14 protein-coding genes are annotated in these 14848 nt (G+C 70.6%); all 14 read left to right on the plus strand.

The genetic code is table 11. The features are described 5' to 3' along the window. Window positions 1-30: 30 nt before the first annotated feature. Window positions 31-4719, plus strand: coding sequence for an FtsK/SpoIIIE domain-containing protein (locus GJQ66_RS09520; protein WP_368732852.1), 4689 nt, complete (start codon window positions 31-33; stop codon window positions 4717-4719). 60 nt (window positions 4720-4779) lie between these two features. Next, the gene (locus GJQ66_RS09525; protein WP_155049097.1) at window positions 4780-5160 is read left to right on the plus strand and encodes a flagellar protein FlgN; all 381 of its coding nucleotides are present in this window, start codon (window positions 4780-4782) and stop codon (window positions 5158-5160) included. Continuing rightward, complete coding sequence (locus GJQ66_RS09530; RefSeq protein WP_155049099.1) at window positions 5160-6389, plus strand: hypothetical protein; 1230 nt, start codon at window positions 5160-5162, stop codon at window positions 6387-6389. Before GJQ66_RS09525 ends, GJQ66_RS09530 begins: the two co-directional genes overlap by 1 nt. Before the next feature lie 12 nt (window positions 6390-6401). Then, on the plus strand, window positions 6402-7148 hold the full coding sequence (locus GJQ66_RS09535) for a hypothetical protein (RefSeq protein WP_155049100.1): 747 nt from the start codon (window positions 6402-6404) through the stop codon (window positions 7146-7148). Next, window positions 7145-7789, plus strand: coding sequence for a hypothetical protein (locus GJQ66_RS09540; RefSeq protein WP_155049102.1), 645 nt, complete (start codon window positions 7145-7147; stop codon window positions 7787-7789). Before GJQ66_RS09535 ends, GJQ66_RS09540 begins: the two co-directional genes overlap by 4 nt. Beyond that, a complete protein-coding gene (locus GJQ66_RS09545) occupies window positions 7786-8412 on the plus strand; it encodes a hypothetical protein (RefSeq protein ID WP_155049104.1) in 627 nt (208 codons plus the stop codon). Before GJQ66_RS09540 ends, GJQ66_RS09545 begins: the two co-directional genes overlap by 4 nt. 43 nt (window positions 8413-8455) lie before the next feature. Next, a complete protein-coding gene (locus GJQ66_RS09550) occupies window positions 8456-8746 on the plus strand; it encodes a hypothetical protein (protein WP_155049106.1) in 291 nt (96 codons plus the stop codon). A gap of 57 nt (window positions 8747-8803) precedes the next feature. Then, entirely contained in the window at window positions 8804-9091 is a 288-nt protein-coding gene (locus tag GJQ66_RS09555; protein WP_196215849.1) for a WXG100 family type VII secretion target, read from the plus strand. Between the two features lie 77 nt (window positions 9092-9168). Beyond that, on the plus strand, window positions 9169-9489 hold the full coding sequence (locus tag GJQ66_RS09560; protein WP_155049108.1) for a hypothetical protein: 321 nt from the start codon (window positions 9169-9171) through the stop codon (window positions 9487-9489). A 20-nt stretch (window positions 9490-9509) separates the two neighbouring features. After that, window positions 9510-10652 carry a hypothetical protein gene (locus GJQ66_RS09565; protein ID WP_155049109.1) on the plus strand — a complete coding sequence of 381 codons (1143 nt, stop codon included), beginning with the start codon at window positions 9510-9512 and terminating at the stop codon, window positions 10650-10652. Window positions 10653-10655: 3 nt separating this feature from the next. Continuing rightward, complete coding sequence (locus GJQ66_RS09570) at window positions 10656-11294, plus strand: hypothetical protein (protein WP_155049111.1); 639 nt, start codon at window positions 10656-10658, stop codon at window positions 11292-11294. Further along, window positions 11287-11958, plus strand: a complete 672-nt coding sequence (locus GJQ66_RS09575) for a hypothetical protein (RefSeq protein ID WP_155049113.1) — start codon at window positions 11287-11289, stop codon at window positions 11956-11958. Before GJQ66_RS09570 ends, GJQ66_RS09575 begins: the two co-directional genes overlap by 8 nt. Next, on the plus strand, window positions 11955-12971 hold the full coding sequence (locus GJQ66_RS09580) for a hypothetical protein (protein ID WP_155049114.1): 1017 nt from the start codon (window positions 11955-11957) through the stop codon (window positions 12969-12971). The genes GJQ66_RS09575 and GJQ66_RS09580 overlap by 4 nt, the downstream gene beginning before the upstream one ends. Window positions 12972-13038: 67 nt before the next feature. After that, window positions 13039-14835: a hypothetical protein gene (locus GJQ66_RS09585; protein ID WP_155049118.1), complete on the plus strand. Its 1797-nt coding sequence runs from the start codon at window positions 13039-13041 to the stop codon at window positions 14833-14835. The last annotated feature ends 13 nt before the right edge of the window (window positions 14836-14848 follow it).

Raw genomic sequence — 14848 nt, forward strand, 5'->3', positions numbered from 1 at the left:
CCCTGACCCCCAGCCGAAGGAGGCTGCCGCGTGAAGGTCAAGCTCACCCTCCACCGAACCGGCGTCGACCCCGTCGACATCGTCGTCACCGCCGACTCCACCGCCACCGCGGGAGACGTCGCGCGGCACATCGCCGAGGCCGACCCCGCCCGCACGGTCGCCGCGGGCCCCGACGACACCCTGACCCTCGCCGTCGCCCCGCCCACGGCCGACCGGCTCGAGCCGCTCCAGCCCGACGTCCCGATGGGAGAGGCGCCGATCGGATCCGGGTTCGCCGCGGCGATCCACAACCTCGGCCCGCACCACGCGCGCGCCGTCGACGGCCGCCAGGTCGTGGCCGTCCTCCGCGCGATCGACGGCCCGCTCCAGGGCCAGGACTTCCCCGTCCCCTACGGCCACTCCTTCATCGGCCGCGGCGGCTCGAACGACGTCACGCTGCCGGATCCGATGGTCTCGGCCCGCCACGCGCGCCTCGAGGTCTCGAGCTTCATCGAGGTCGTCGACCTCAACTCCGCCAACGGCGTCGTCGTCGACGGCTCGCCCGTTCAGCGCGTGCGCCTCGAGGCGGGCCAGCCGTTCGTGATCGGCGGATCCACGCTCGTGTTGTTCTTCTCCGCCGACTACGACGCGGAGGCCGCCGACCCCGTGCTCGAGCGCGGCGGCGGCCTGCGGTTCAACCGCAGCCCGCGCGTCGAGGTGCGCTACCCGGGCGTGGAGCACACGCCGCCGCGCATGCCGACGGAGATGCTGTCGAAGATCTTCCCCTGGACGATCCTCGTCGCGCCGATCATCATGGCGCTGTCGATCTACTTCCTCACCGAGCGGCCGCGCGCGCTCCTGCTCATCTTCATGACCCCCCTCATGGCGCTCGGGAACTTCGTGAACCAGCGCATGCAGGCGAAGAACAAGCGCAACCACGAGCTGCAGCTGTTCGAGCGCCAGTTCGAGTCGCTCGAGGAGACGTTCTACCTCGAGAAGCCGGAGGAGGAGCGCGCGCGCAACGAGGAGGTGCCGCCCGTCGCGGAGGTCTTCGAGCACGCCATGCGCCTCGGCCCGCTGCTCTGGACAAGGCGGCCCGAGCACTGGAACTTTCTCGCGGTGCGGCTCGGCACGTGCACGGCGCCCTCGCGCAACGGGATCCGCGAGCAGGAGACGCAGGATGGCCTGCCCGAGTACATCGCGCGCGTCGACCGGCTGCGCGAGCGCTACCGCGACGTGCACGCCGTTCCCGTGCTCGAGTCATTCCCGGCCGCGGGGTCGATCGGCGTCGCCGGGCCCGAGGCGCTCGCGGCGGACGCGATGCGCGGCCTGGCCGTGCAGGTGTTCGGCCTGCACGCCCCGAACGAGGTCGTGACCGTCGCGTTCGCCGACGCCGAGTGGGTCTCGCAGCTCGAGTGGATCAAGTGGCTGCCGCACACCTCGACCGAGACGAGCCCGTTCCGCGACCTCCCGCTCGCCGACACGGAGCCGACGGCCAACGCGCTGCTGAGCTCGCTCGAGGAATACGTCTCGCGCCTCGTGAAGGCGCCGTCGCACCGCGGCCCCTTCTCCGAGACCTGGAACCCCATGCGGTACGGCACCGACGTGCACCGCGCGGGCGAGGAGACGGACGCGAAGAAGCGGATCTCGGTGGTCGTGTTCGTCACGAACGACGCCCCCGTCGACCGCGCGCGGCTCACGCAGGTGCTCGAGCTCGGCGCCGACGTCGGCGTGCACGCCGTGTTCGTCTCGCCGACGGTCGAGTCGCTGCCGGCGGCGTGCCGCAGCTACATGGACGTCAGCAACGGCCTCGACGACGTCACCGTGGGCATCGTCCGCTCGGGCGAGACCTATCGGCACGCGCGCGTCGAGGGCGTGTCGGGCGCGTACATGGACATGCTCGCCAAGCGCCTCGCGCCGGTCGTCGACGCGTCCACCGTGGTGCACGACGAGTCGGATATCCCTGGATCCGTCATGTTCCTGTCGCTCGTGGGGGCCGACATCGCGGAGGATCCGCAGGCCGTCGTCGACCGCTGGCGGCAGAACAACACCATCATCGACCGCTCCGACGCCGAGCGGCCGCGCCTGAAGAAGGCGGGCAACCTCCGCGCGATCGTCGGGCAGGGCGCGAGCGACGCGATGACCCTCGACCTACGGGCCCAGGGCCCGCACGCCCTCGTCGGCGGCACGACGGGCGCCGGCAAGTCCGAGTTCCTGCAGGCCTGGGTCCTCGGCATCGCCAGCGCGCACAGCCCCGATCGCGTGACCTTCCTCTTCGTCGACTACAAGGGCGGATCCGCCTTCGCCGACTGCGTGGAGCTGCCGCACTGCGTCGGGCTCGTCACCGACCTCAGCCCGCACCTCGTGCGCCGCGCGCTGACGAGCCTGCGCGCCGAGCTGCACTACCGCGAGCACCTGTTCAACCGGAAGAAGGCGAAGGACCTCCTGGAGCTCGAGAAGCGCCAGGACCCGGAGACCCCGCCCGCGCTCGTGCTCGTGATCGACGAGTTCGCGGCGCTCGCGGGCGAGGTGCCCGAGTTTGTCGACGGCGTCGTGGACATCGCGCAGCGCGGACGCTCGCTCGGCATCCACCTCATCATGGCCACGCAGCGCCCTGCCGGCGTGATCAAGGACAACCTCCGCGCGAACACGAACCTCCGCGTCGCGCTGCGCATGGCCGACGAGGCCGACTCGAAGGACGTCGTCGACGACCCCGTGGCCGCGTCCTTCCCGCCGTCCCTCCCGGGGCGGGGCATCGCGAAGACCGGCCCCGGCCGCCTGACGCCGTTCCAGTCGGCGTACGCGGGCGGGTGGACGCGCACGGACGAAGGCGCGACGGCCGAGGTCAGGGCCGCCGAGCTGCGCTTCGGCTCCATCCACGAGTGGGAGCCCGCGCGGCCGGCCGAGAGCGACGCGCACGACGAGGATCTCGGGCCGAACGACCAAAAGCGCGTCGTGCGCACGATCATCCGCGCGCACGAGAGGGCCGGCCTTGTCACGCCCCGCCGTCCGTGGCTCGACGACCTGGCCGAGGTCATCGACCTCGCCGACCTGCCGCTGGAGGGCGACGGGCGGATCCCGCTGGGCCTCGCCGACCTGCCGGAGCGCCAGCAGCAGCTCGCCACCTGGTTCGCGCCCGATCGCGACGGCTCGCTCCTCGTGTTCGGCACCTCGGGCGCGGGCAAGTCCACCGTGCTCAAGTCGATCGCCACCGCCGCCGGCATGCGGCCGGAGCTCGGATCCGCCCAGGTGTACGGCCTCGACTTCGCCTCGGGCGCCCTCGGCGTGCTCGAGAAGCTCCCGCACGTCGGATCCATCGTCGACGGCGAGGACGCGGAGCGGATCCAGCGCCTCCTGCGCACCCTTGGGCGCGAGCTCGACCGGCGGGGCGAGGCATTTGCGGCCGCGCACGCCTCGAACCTGTCGGAGTACCGCGACCTCGTGGATCCGTCCCTGCCGCGCATCTTCCTGCTCGTGGACAACTTCCCCGAGTTCAAGAAGGAGTGGGAGATCACGTCGGCGCGCGCGCCGTTCTACCGCGAGTTCATGCGGATTCTCGGCGAGGGCCGGCCGCTCGGCGTGCACGCGGTCATCACGGCGGATCGCGGCGGCGCGGTGCCGACGGCGGTCGCCTCGAACATCTCGCGGCGCGTGATCCTGCGCCTGAGCGACGTCAACCAGTACACGCTGCTCGGCGCGGACAAAGACGTGCTCACCGACCAGTCGCCCCCCGGGCGCGCGATCGTCGACCGGAGCGAGGTGCAGATGGCGGTCCTCGGGGGCACGTCGAACACCTCCGAGCAGGCCAAGCGCCTCGACCAGCTCGCGGCGCGCCTGCGCGAGGAGGGCGCCCGCGAGGCGCCCGCCATCGGATCCCTGCCGACCGACATCGACATCCGCAAGCTCCCGGCGACCGCGGGCGGCCAGCCCGTGTTCGGCGTCGCGGACGACACGCTGGAGGCGCGCGGCTTCGACCCCGCGGGGTCCTTCATCGTCACGGGGCCGCCGTCGTCGGGCAAGACCAACGCGCTCAAGTCGCTCATCATCGCGATGGAGCGCTTCGACCCCGAGGTGAAGCTGTTCCACTTCGGCACCCGGCGCACGGAGCTGAACGACTTCCGCCCGTGGGTGCGCAGCGCCACGCGCGGCGACGACGAGAAGGAGCTCGCCACCGAGCTGGCCGAGATCGTCGCGGACGAGACGATCCCGTTCCGGATCCTCGTCGTCTGCGAGGACATGCCGCACCTGGCCGACGGGCCGGCGGATCGCCCCATGCGCGCGCTGCTGAAGGCGATCCGGGAGAGCGACCACATGCTCATCGGCGACGCCGACGTGACGCGCGCGGGCGGCGGCTCCGGTGTCATGGGCGAGTGGAAGGCGGGCCGCCAGGGCATCGCCCTCAAGCCCGACGCCTACGACGGCGACACGCTCTTCAAGGTGCCGTTCGGCCGCGTCAAGCGCGCGGACTTCCCCGAGGGGCGCGGCATGTTCGTGCAGGCGGGGCGCGCCGTGCTCCTGCAGATGCCGGTCGCGCACGACGAGCAGCCCGCGCCCGCGGGCGAGTTCCGGCTGCCGGAGCGCGCGCCAGAGCCGGCTCCGGCGCCGTCCGCGGAGACGGCGCCCACGCCGCCCGCGGGCCTGGGCGACGCCGACGCCCGCGCCGCGCGCCGGGCCCGCCGCGAGGCGCGCCTCGCGGCCCAGCGCGCGGAGGAGGAACGGGCCGCGGGCCCGCAGGTGTGACGCCGCCGGGTAGTTCTGCCCATTGGCGGCCGCGCGCGCGTCTCGTACCGTTTTCGTTAGATGGACGTCGCGCACGAGGCGGGCACGTCGCGGCACGCTTCATCGACAGTTTGGACAGACGGCACGGGGGACGGCATGGCATACGACTTCTTCATCCCGCTCGAGGATCTCGAGAGCATCAAGGAGAAGCTCACCGACATCACCGAGGAGTTCGCCGACGCGGTCAACCGCTCGGAGGACCTCGAGGACGAGATCGGCAAACCGTTCGGCCGGGGCGATCTCAAGGACCGGGTCGAGGACTTCGAGACGCGGTGGGACATCAAGCGCGACAACCTGGCCGAACAGTTGGGCGGGGTACTCGAACACCTGACGACCGTCATCGATAACACGGACCAGCTCGACGCGGACGCCGCGATCGCGCTGACACCTGAGGAGAGCTGATGGGACTTTTCGGCGGAATGGATTCGTCCCCGCGAGGACGAAGCATCGAGAAGATCGAGGGGAACCCGTTTGCGATCGAGCAGCGGGGAAACGCCATCGCGAGCCTTGGCGAGAAGATGAGCGAGTCGGCGACCGTGCTCGAGGTCATCAGCACGCGCGCCGAGGGCGGCCAGGGGAAGGCGATCGACAAGCTGCGCGAGACGATCGGTGACTCGTACGCCACGCTGCGCGAGGCCGGCGACCTCTACACCCCGGTGGGGCCGGTCATCGCCGCGTACGGCGTCGCGCTCGCGGACGTGAAGTACGCCCTGAACGGCACCGTCGACGAGTGCGAGGGGCTCTGGCAGACGTACGATTCGCTCCCCGGCAGCGTGGATCCCCGCGGTACCGGCGGGCTCTTCCAACCCGACGAGGGCTCTCCCGAGGCGCAGGCGCAGGCCGAGGAGGACCAGGCGAAGAAGAATGCCTACGAGGCGTGGGAGGCCGAGGCCGAGGCGTTCGACGGGTACTACGACACGTGGGAAGAGGCCTTCGACACGGCGGTCAGCGGGATCACCGACGAGATGGCCGGCGAGATCGAGGACGGCGGCTGGCGCACCTTCTTCAAGGTATTCGGCGACGTGCTTGGCTGGGTCGGCCTCGCCGTCGGGATCGTCGCGCTCTTCGTCGGCGGCCCGGTCATCGCGATCATCGCCGCGGTGGTGTCGGTGGCCGCGCTCGTCGTCGCGATCGTGCAGGCCGTGGACCCGCACAACAAGGCGGGGTGGGGTGGCGTCGCCTGGGCGCTCGTCGACTTCGTGCCCTTCGGCAAGCTCGGCCGCCTCGGCCGCCAGCTTCCCGACGGGGCCGCCAACAAGATCGACGACCTGTTCACCGGCAACCCGCTGAACCCGACGACCTACACGAAGGCGTTCGATGAGCTCGCGGAAGGGGCGAAGCCGTTCACGTTCAATGGATGGGGCGGCTCCTTCGTCAAGGCGCTCACGGGGAATACCCCGGACGGCTGGACCAAGACCATCGACGACTACACGGCGCTGGATGTGGGAGACGCGGGCTTCCTCCGGTCGCTCGGGAAGGGATTCGTGCACGGCGCGAAGATGACCCCGGGGATCCTCCTCGAGACGACGACGACGGTCGCCGACAACGCCGTGAGCTGGTGGGGTCGCGTCGAGAAGGTCACGCAGGGCGAGTCGCCGAAGAGCCAGTACCCCTGGCTCAACTTCCTCTGAGAGGCTGGGGAGATGTCCGTCGAAAAGCAACCGAACGCGGTGGCGTACGCGCGTCGGGTCGAGAGCCGCGCCCACGTCCGCCTGTCGGAGATCGAGGAGCACATCGCGAACGAAGCTTTGGACGGCCGATCGCCGACGCGCCGGGCGCACAACCTCAGAATCGTCGCGGCGATCCTGTCGATCTTCACGTTCGGGGCGTTCGCGACGATCGGCCCGCAGGGCGCCATCCCGGGGATCATGGGGTCCACGGGGCTCAGCTCGGCGCCCATGGACGACGACGTGCGCGACGTTCTCATGCCCCTGAGCTTCGCGATGGGCATCGTTGGCCTCACGCTCTTCTTCCTCGCGTGGGTGCGGGGTGGCCGGAGCCGGGACCACATGGCGATCATCGGGTCCGTCATCGCGCTCCTGACCGGCGCGGGGATCCTGAACTGGTATTTCTCCGGCGAGGGCGAGGGGCTGTTGTCGTTCGTGCTCGCCTGCCTCACCATCGTGCTGGCGATCGTGGTGCTCATCTCGCACGCCGTCTTCTCGCAAGGACCCCCGGTCGAGATCGCGCGCCATCACCAGGTGGCGAACACGCTCCGGGCGTTGCCCGAGGACGAGCAGAGCCGCGCTCTCGACGTGCGCGCGCAGGCGTTGCAGGTTCTTCGGGACCGCGGGTTCATCGATCAGACGACGCAGGCGCGCGCGCTTGACCTGCCGCTGGGCGACCTGTGGACGATGCGGCGCACGCGCCGAGGGAAGATTCGCGCATGACGGGCGCCTCTCGGCGGCGGGTCGCGACCATGAACGTGTCGACGACGGACCCGGGGTGGCTCATGATCCCGGACGACCTGGACGCCGCGGAGCGCGCCGCCTGGCCCGGTCAGGTGGCCGCGCGCATGCTCGAGGCGTGGTCCGGCACCGACACGACGGCGAGCGCGGAGGCGCTCGAGCACATGTTGCGCGCCTCGCTCGAGGTGCGCGGAGCGGACGACTTCGTGTTCGAGGTCTGGCCGTTCGCGGCCGCGATCCGGAGCCGCGTGCGCGTCTCCCGCGTCGAGATCGGCGAGATCCCCGCCTGGGAGGAGCTCGGATACACGGTCATGCCGTACGAGTCGCTCGCCATGGGCGACGGCTATATCGCGACCGGGTCGAGCGCCGCGGCGCTCGGGGACGACGCGACGACGATGTTCCGGAGCGCCGTGGTGTTCGCGGATGCCGAGATGGCCATCGTGGTGTTCGTCGAGCCCACTCCGGAGGCGCTCTACCTCTCGACGCTCGTGGGCCTGCAGGGGGTCGTCGACTCGATCGAGATCGACTTTTCCGACGGCAGCCGGTTCCGCGCGACACCGCCCGCGCGCTTCGTGACGGATCGCGACGCGGAGTGGCCGGACGGCGCGGAGGGTGCCGCGTGAGCGGGATGTCCCTGCGCGAGGAGCTCGGCGCGAGGCCCGACCCCGAGTTCGAGCTGCGGCTGCCGGACGGATGGGTGCGACGATCGCCCGACGACACCACCGAGCGCGAGTTTGAACGCGCGATCCGCGCCCGCGCGATGGCGCACGGCATGCCCGACATGATGGCGACCGGCGGCCAGCTGCTTCGTGACGCATTCTCGCAGATGAGGGAACATCGCGTCGTCGCGATGTTCCTGCCCTTCAACGACGACGATCGTGGGTACTTCCCCGTGCCCATGTCGGTCCTCGCCACGGTCCGGCACGGTCGCCCCGACCAGACTCTCGACGCCTACGTGCGGCACCTCATCGCCCACGAAGGCGGGACCCCGCTTCTCGAGGACAAGCGCGTGGTGCGGGTCGAGCGCGAGGAGCGTCAGACGCACGACGGCGCGGAGATCGTCGTCGCGACCACCCTCTACGTCACGCCCATCCCCGGCACGCGCCGCCAGCGCGCCCTCGAGCTCGCGGCGACCTACGGCCGGCCCGCGACCCTGCACCGCGACGACCCGCAGATTGAGACGGTCCACGGCCTCTTCGACATGATGGTGTCCACGCTGCGCTGGGTGCCGCCGACGACGCGCTGAACGCCGAAGCACCGCCACGGACCCGGAGAGAGGACGGACGATCGTGACGGAACCGCAGACCATCGGCGTCTGGGCCGCCATCGTCGCCGTGCCCCTGCTCATGTGGTGGGTCCTGTTTGACCGCCACGCCACGGGCGGGATCCGGGGCTTCGCCGTTCTCGCTCCCGCGCTCTCGATCGCGGCTTGGTCTCCGATGAGCTGTACCTGCGGGCGATCAACGCGCCGCTGGGATCCTGGAGCAGCCTCGACCGCGCCTGACGCGGATCCGTGCGGGAAGGCGCCCCTGGCCGCATGGGCATTTCTCCCCATCGCGGATCCGCCGGCCCGCGCATAGGTTGTTCTCAGGCGGCCCGATCGGGCTGCCGAATCCACGACCTGGGGGCAGATACCGATGAGCGATTTCGGCGCAACATACGACGAGATGGAGTCGACGGCCACGAAGCTGGACGACGGCAAGGAGTCGATCGACACGCTGCTGGACGAGCTGCAGGGCCATGTCGACGACCTCGTCGAGGACGGGTTCAAGACGGAGAAGGCGTCGGGCAAGTTCCGCGACGGCTACGAGGATCTCACGAACGGTATGAAGGATGCCGCGGACGGGGTGTCCGAGATGGCCACGGCGCTGCGCGACATGGCGCAGGCGGTCCGCGACCTCGACGACCAGCTCGCCGGCGGCTGAACCGCCGCACGCGTCGCGGCGAGACGGTTGCCGTCTCGCCGTAACCTGTTTCGTCGCCGAGGGGGAGGACGTTTTCGATGCCTGATGTCGTCATCAGCTACGCCACGCTCGAGAGCCTGATCGAGAAGCTCTCGGGCATGATCACCGAGCTGGACACGGGAAGCAAGGGCAGCGCGCTGCGCAGCGCCATCGGCGAGCCCTTCGGGCGCTCGGAGCTGACCGACCGCGCGGAGGAGACCGAGGACCGCTGGAACGACAAGCGGGAATCGCTCGTGGAGGACCTCACCTCGATCCGCGACTTCTCGCAGGAGATCCACGACGGATACGCGCAGTTCGACGACGAGGCCGCCGCGCAGTTTGAGTCCGGGGCCGACGTGCCCGGCAACGCCGATTACTGATCGTTCGGGGGAGCGAGAAGATGTCTGATATGTGCTGGGGCCCCGGCTCCTACGTCACCTGGCCGACGAGCCCCGAGGGGCGGCGGATCGCGCAGTTTGCGCCGTCGGCGAGCGACGTGGTCGCGGCCGCGCAGGAGATGGTGGACATCGCCCTCGACATGACCTCCGCCTCGCGCACGCTGCAGGCGGTGGCCGAGAGCGAGGACGGGCAGCAGGGGCAGGCCGTCGACAAGCTGCGCGAGCTCGTCGGCGACACCTGGGAGATCCTCGGCCAGTCCGGGTCGATGTATTACGCGACGGCCTCGGCGATCCGCACGTACGGGCGGGCCCTGGAGAACAGCGTCGCCGAGGACATCGACAGCGCCTACACGCTGGCGTCCGAGAAGTGGGAGGCGTACGACACGCTCCCGGGGGACCGTGACGGCGACCTCACCGCCTCGCCGTCCGACGACGACCCGAACGCCGCGGGGGACGCGCAGGACAACCGCGAGAAGTACGACGCGTTCCAGGAGTGGATGAACGCGGCGAACGCGTGGGACGCCTGCTACAACGATTGGGAAGACGCCTGGAACACGGCGATCGACGCGATCGAGGACGCGCACGAGGACGGCCCGGCCGACGGGTGGGGCGATGTCCTGAAGGTGGTTTACGGCGTCCTCACGGTGGTTGCGCTCGTGGTGGGTGTCCTCGCGCTCATCTTCGGTGGCCCGTTCATTCTGGCCGGAATGATCGTCGGGGGCCTCATCGCGGTGGTCTCGCTCATTCGCTATGTGCGCGGCGAGGTCAGCCTTGGCACGCTCCTTCTCGACATTGCCGGGGCTGTGCCCCTCGGGAAGCTCGGCGCGCTGATGGCGAAGATTGATCTCGGAATGTTTGCAAAGCTCGGTGGCACGGCGGGCAATCTCGTTGACGGAAGCGTGGCCCGGGTATTTCCCGAACTCGTGTTCCCCGGGGTCGCGCGTGGCGCAGGAAACGCGGTCACGAGCGCCGCGGCCCCCTATCTGGCTTCGATCGGCGACATGGCCATGCGCCTACAGCCCATCGGGCCGTATCTCGAAGTCGCAGACCCCGTCTACGAGCAGTTCAAGGTGCTGTATGCCTTCAACGGCACCCTCGATAACGGATCGCAACTGGCGGAATGGTTGTCGGGCGGGGCCTCGTAGCGCATGCAACGACATTGGCAACTTGAGGTCGAGCCGTACCCGAAAGGCTGGCTGTTCGTTCCCGAGACACACGAGGACGACGTGCGTCGGCAGTGGATCAGCGAGGCCGCGGAGCTCGTGATGGACTCGTGGGGCCCGCACATCGACCCGCTCGTCCGCGGTGCGCTGGAACGCCTCTTGGCCGAGATCGCTGCGTCTGAGGTTCCCGGGAGGGTCCGGGAAATGGTGATGTGGCCTGAGGTCTCGTTGTGGCCGATCCGGCTCCTGTTCGTGGTGTTGCCTTCGTCGGCGGAGAATGACTGGGAGAGGCACGGATTCCGTGCCACACCCTACGAGACTTCCGCAGTCGGGCCGGGTACCCAGTACACGCGCGCACGCGCCGACGAGCCGTCCGGACCGACGCTCGAGGCGATCTTCGAGTTCGACCGCGGTGACGTCAGGATGCTGGCGCATGTGCTCCCGCTCGCCGTCGAGACGTTTGTGCGATTCGGAGACGAGATAGCCTCGACGCTCAGTGCGGTGCGGCTCGTGGACGGGGACGGTCGCGTATTCGAGAGCCGACGGATGGGAGCGGGAACCACGGTGGTCCAGTCGGACGAGTGGCCAGGAGAGGTGCTTGAGGAAGGTGCGAGCAATGGGTGAGTTCGCGACCGAGGCACCTCTTCGAGATCTGCTGGGGGCGGTCCCCGATCCCGAGTTTGAGCTGACCATGCCACCCGGATGGGAGCGGTCTAGCCCGACGCAGGGGGTCGAAGCGGGCTTCGAACAACGCATGAGTCGCGCGTTCATGGAGATCGGAAGTCCGGAGGCGATGACGGCCTTTGCGCGGCTTCGCGCTGAGCTCCGCTCCTCGATGGAGACGATGCGTCGAGAACGGGTGGTGGCGTTCTTCGCCCCCACGAAGGACGTGGGCCGGTGGGTCGTGCCGTTTCCGGCATCGATCATCGCGACGATCAGGAGCATGCCGACCACCCAGGACATGGATGGGTACGTGAAATCGCTCATCGTTCGTGACGGTGCGCGCCCGCTCGGTGCGAACCGTGGAGTTCTCCGGCGCGAGAGCGAGCACGTCGAGAAGACCGGGGATGAACAGATCGTCGTTCGCTCCATTCTGTACGTGGCCCCGGTACCGGGTACCGGCCGGCGGCGGGCGCTGGAGCTCCTGGCGGTGTTTGGGCGCCCGGAGGAGGCCGCTCCCGACGATGCCGATGTCGACGCGGTGACAGCGTTGCTCGACGGCATCGTCTCGACGTTGCGCTGGCACCGCCCCTCGGGCTCGGGCGTGGCGAGGGGAGCCAGGCGGTGACGGCGGTGGATGTTGCTCGCCTCGAGCAGCGCCCGTCGCGGGAGGAGGTCGCGGCCTTCGTCGCGCGCCCGGAGAATGTGGAGGCGCGCCGCATCGTCGCCCACACGCGAGAGACGTACGCGGTCATCGGCGGGAGCGGCGTCGTCGCGGCCCTCATCGGCCTCGCGCTTCACGTCTGGGCCCCCGACGAGGAGGCGCGCGTGATCTGGACGCTCATCGTGGGCGGACCGATGCTTCTCGCCACGGCGGCGATCCTGCGGGGGCTGTCGTCGCCGCGCCGGGCGGCGCGTATCGGTGAGTTCGCCGACCGCAACGACATGCAGTTCACCTGGCTGTCCCGCGACGCGCGCTTCGACGGGCTGCCGTTCGTGACCGGCACGACGCACCGACGGTGGATGGCCGTGTCCGGCAAGCGGCGCGGCCGGAGCTTCGAGGTCGGCAACCTCTCCTACTCGGAGGGCGAGTGGCGCCGCCTCGCGCGGCGCTGCGGGTACGTGGCGATCCGGTTGCCGGGGCGGCTGCCGCACATGATCCTCGACGCGGGCCACGGCAACGGGCTGCTGGGGCTGACGCTCCCGCAGGTGCCGCGCGCGGAGCAGCTCATGGACATCGGCGCGGAAAAGCGCGTGCGGCTCTACGTCGCGCCCGGCGCGGAGCGGATCGCGCGCGCCCTCTTCGCGGGCGACGTGCGCGAGCGATTCCTCGCGCTCGCGCGCCGGTTCGACGTCGAAATTCTCGGCGACACCCTCTTCCTGTACAGCCGGGGTCCCGCGTCCGGGACCCGCGCGCGGCGGTGGCGCGAGGTCCTCGACGTGGTCGATGACCTGTCGCGCGACGTGGAGGCCTGGTCGGTCTGGCCGCTCGTGCGCGGCCGGCACGCGCGCGCCGTCGCACGGATGCCGCGCCTGGCGATGGCGCGCGTGCGCACGCGCAACATCGGATTCGCCGTCCTCGTCCTCGTGGCCCTTTTCGCGTTGATCGCGCTGATCATCGCGGTGCCGTACATCGCATAGGCGGCGGAACGACCCGCGGGCAGAACTGCCCATCGGAGCGGGGCGCGCGTGCGCCTAGGCTGGCGGTGTGAGGGCCGTGCGTCGAGCGATGTCAGGTGCCGCGGCCATCGCCGCGGCGTGTGCGCTGGCGGCCTGCGGCGGGGTGGCCGCCCCCGGAACCGTCGTGGCGGGATCCGTCGCCGCCGTCGCCTGGGAGGGCCCGCTCACAACCCTGAACCCGGCCGTCGCGGCCGAGCGGACGGCCGGCGATCTCGACGTGGCCGCGCTGACGCGGGCGCGATTCGCGACCGTCGAATCGGGCGCCCTCGTCGCGAACGAGGACTTCGGCCAGGTCACGATCGAAGAGGAGTCGGCCGGCGGCCTGGTCGTCTCTTATGACCTCGCGGAGCCCGTGTGGTCGGACGGCATCGCGCTCGACGCCGCCGACCTGATGCTCGCATGGGCGGCGGGATCCGGGGGGCTCCGCGCCGCGACCGACGTCGAGTTCGCCGCGGCCGACACGGGGCTCGCGCTGTCCGAGGAGGTCCCGGCATACGACGAGTTCGCGCGGCGCATCGAGGTGACCTACACCGAGCCGGTGATCGACTGGCAAACGGCCATCGACGTCGCGGTCCCGGCCCACGTCGTGGGCCAGCGCGCCCTTGGCATCGACGACCCGATGGCCGCGAAGACCGCCGTCATCGAGGCGATCACCGGGCGCGACGCCGCCGCGCTCGAGCAGATCGCCCAGCTCTGGAACGAGGGCTTTGCGGTCACGGGCAAGGGCGGGCTCGTCGCGGCGGACGAGCTCACGCTCTCCAGCGGGCCGTATGCCATCGACGGCATACAGGGCGGACCGGACGAAGAGGGCCAGAAGGTCACCCTCGTCGCCAACCCGCGCTACACCGGGACGCGCACGCCCGCCTACGAGACGCTCGTCCTGCAGCGCGACGCGGCCGAGGATCCGGCAGACCTCGGCGACGCCTACGACGTCATGACCGTCCGCCCCACGGGCGAGAACTTCGACGCGATCCGGACCCTCGAGCGCACCGACCACGGCGTGAGCATCACGGACCGCGGCGAACTCTGGACACTGCTCGCCCGGGTCGACGGGGTCAGCAAGCTCAGCGACCCCGCCGTTCGCGCGGTGTTCCTCCGCGCGTTCGATCGAACGGACGTCACCTCCGCCGCCGCCGGCGCGTGGGAGGACGCGTACCCCGCCGCCTCCGCCGTGCTATTCGCCCCGGGCGACGAGGGCTACGACATCGCGCAGGAGGACGCGGGCTTCGCGGACGCGTTCCGCCGCACCGGCGACCCCGCGGAGGAGCGGATCGCCGCGGGGATCCCCGAGAACTCCGCCGTGTGCGTGCTCTACGACAGCACCTCCGCGTTCGCGACGGCGGCGTTCGAGGCGCTCCGCGCGCAGGTCGCCGAGGCGGGCTGGGCCGCCGCCGACTGCGGCAACCCCGACCCGGCCAGCGTCGTCGAGGTCGGCGGGGAGTGGGACGTGCAGATCACGCGGCTGGCGATCCCCGCCACCCCGGCCGAGATCGACGCCGTGTGGGGCACGGGCGGCGCGCTCAACGCGACGGGCGCCACGAGCGATGCGCGCGACGCGCTCATCGACGAGCTCGCGCACACGACGGATCCGTACGCCGCGCGCGACACGCGCGTCGCGATCGAGAAGACGATCGTCGACCAGATGGTCGCCGTGCCGCTCGCGATGGATCCGATCGTCGCGCTCGCGGACACGTCGCTCGAGGCGGTGCTTCCGCGCGGCGGCCGCGTGGCGCCCGTTATCGGCACGGCGGTCGACTGGCGCCCCGCCGGCGCGCCGGAGCCTCAGCCGACGGAGGGGTCGGACGAGGACGGGTCCCTGTTCTGACGCCAGCCTTTGG

Source organism: Microbacterium sp. ZXX196, from assembly GCF_009709595.1.
GTDB classification, from domain to species: Bacteria; Actinomycetota; Actinomycetes; order Actinomycetales; family Microbacteriaceae; genus Microbacterium; species Microbacterium excoecariae.

What these genes read in the sequence shown, in the direction of transcription:
- GJQ66_RS09525 (WP_155049097.1), top strand. Translation starts at nt 4,780, where the DNA reads ATGGACGTCGCGCACGAGGCGGGCACGTCGCGGCACGCTTCATCGACA.
- GJQ66_RS09530 (WP_155049099.1), top strand. Translation starts at nt 5,160, where the DNA reads ATGGGACTTTTCGGCGGAATGGATTCGTCCCCGCGAGGACGAAGCATC.
- GJQ66_RS09535 (WP_155049100.1), top strand. Translation starts at nt 6,402, where the DNA reads ATGTCCGTCGAAAAGCAACCGAACGCGGTGGCGTACGCGCGTCGGGTC.
- GJQ66_RS09540 (WP_155049102.1), top strand. Translation starts at nt 7,145, where the DNA reads ATGACGGGCGCCTCTCGGCGGCGGGTCGCGACCATGAACGTGTCGACG.
- GJQ66_RS09555 (WP_196215849.1), top strand. Translation starts at nt 8,804, where the DNA reads ATGAGCGATTTCGGCGCAACATACGACGAGATGGAGTCGACGGCCACG.
- GJQ66_RS09560 (WP_155049108.1), top strand. Translation starts at nt 9,169, where the DNA reads ATGCCTGATGTCGTCATCAGCTACGCCACGCTCGAGAGCCTGATCGAG.
- GJQ66_RS09565 (WP_155049109.1), top strand. Translation starts at nt 9,510, where the DNA reads ATGTCTGATATGTGCTGGGGCCCCGGCTCCTACGTCACCTGGCCGACG.
- GJQ66_RS09570 (WP_155049111.1), top strand. Translation starts at nt 10,656, where the DNA reads ATGCAACGACATTGGCAACTTGAGGTCGAGCCGTACCCGAAAGGCTGG.
- GJQ66_RS09575 (WP_155049113.1), top strand. Translation starts at nt 11,287, where the DNA reads ATGGGTGAGTTCGCGACCGAGGCACCTCTTCGAGATCTGCTGGGGGCG.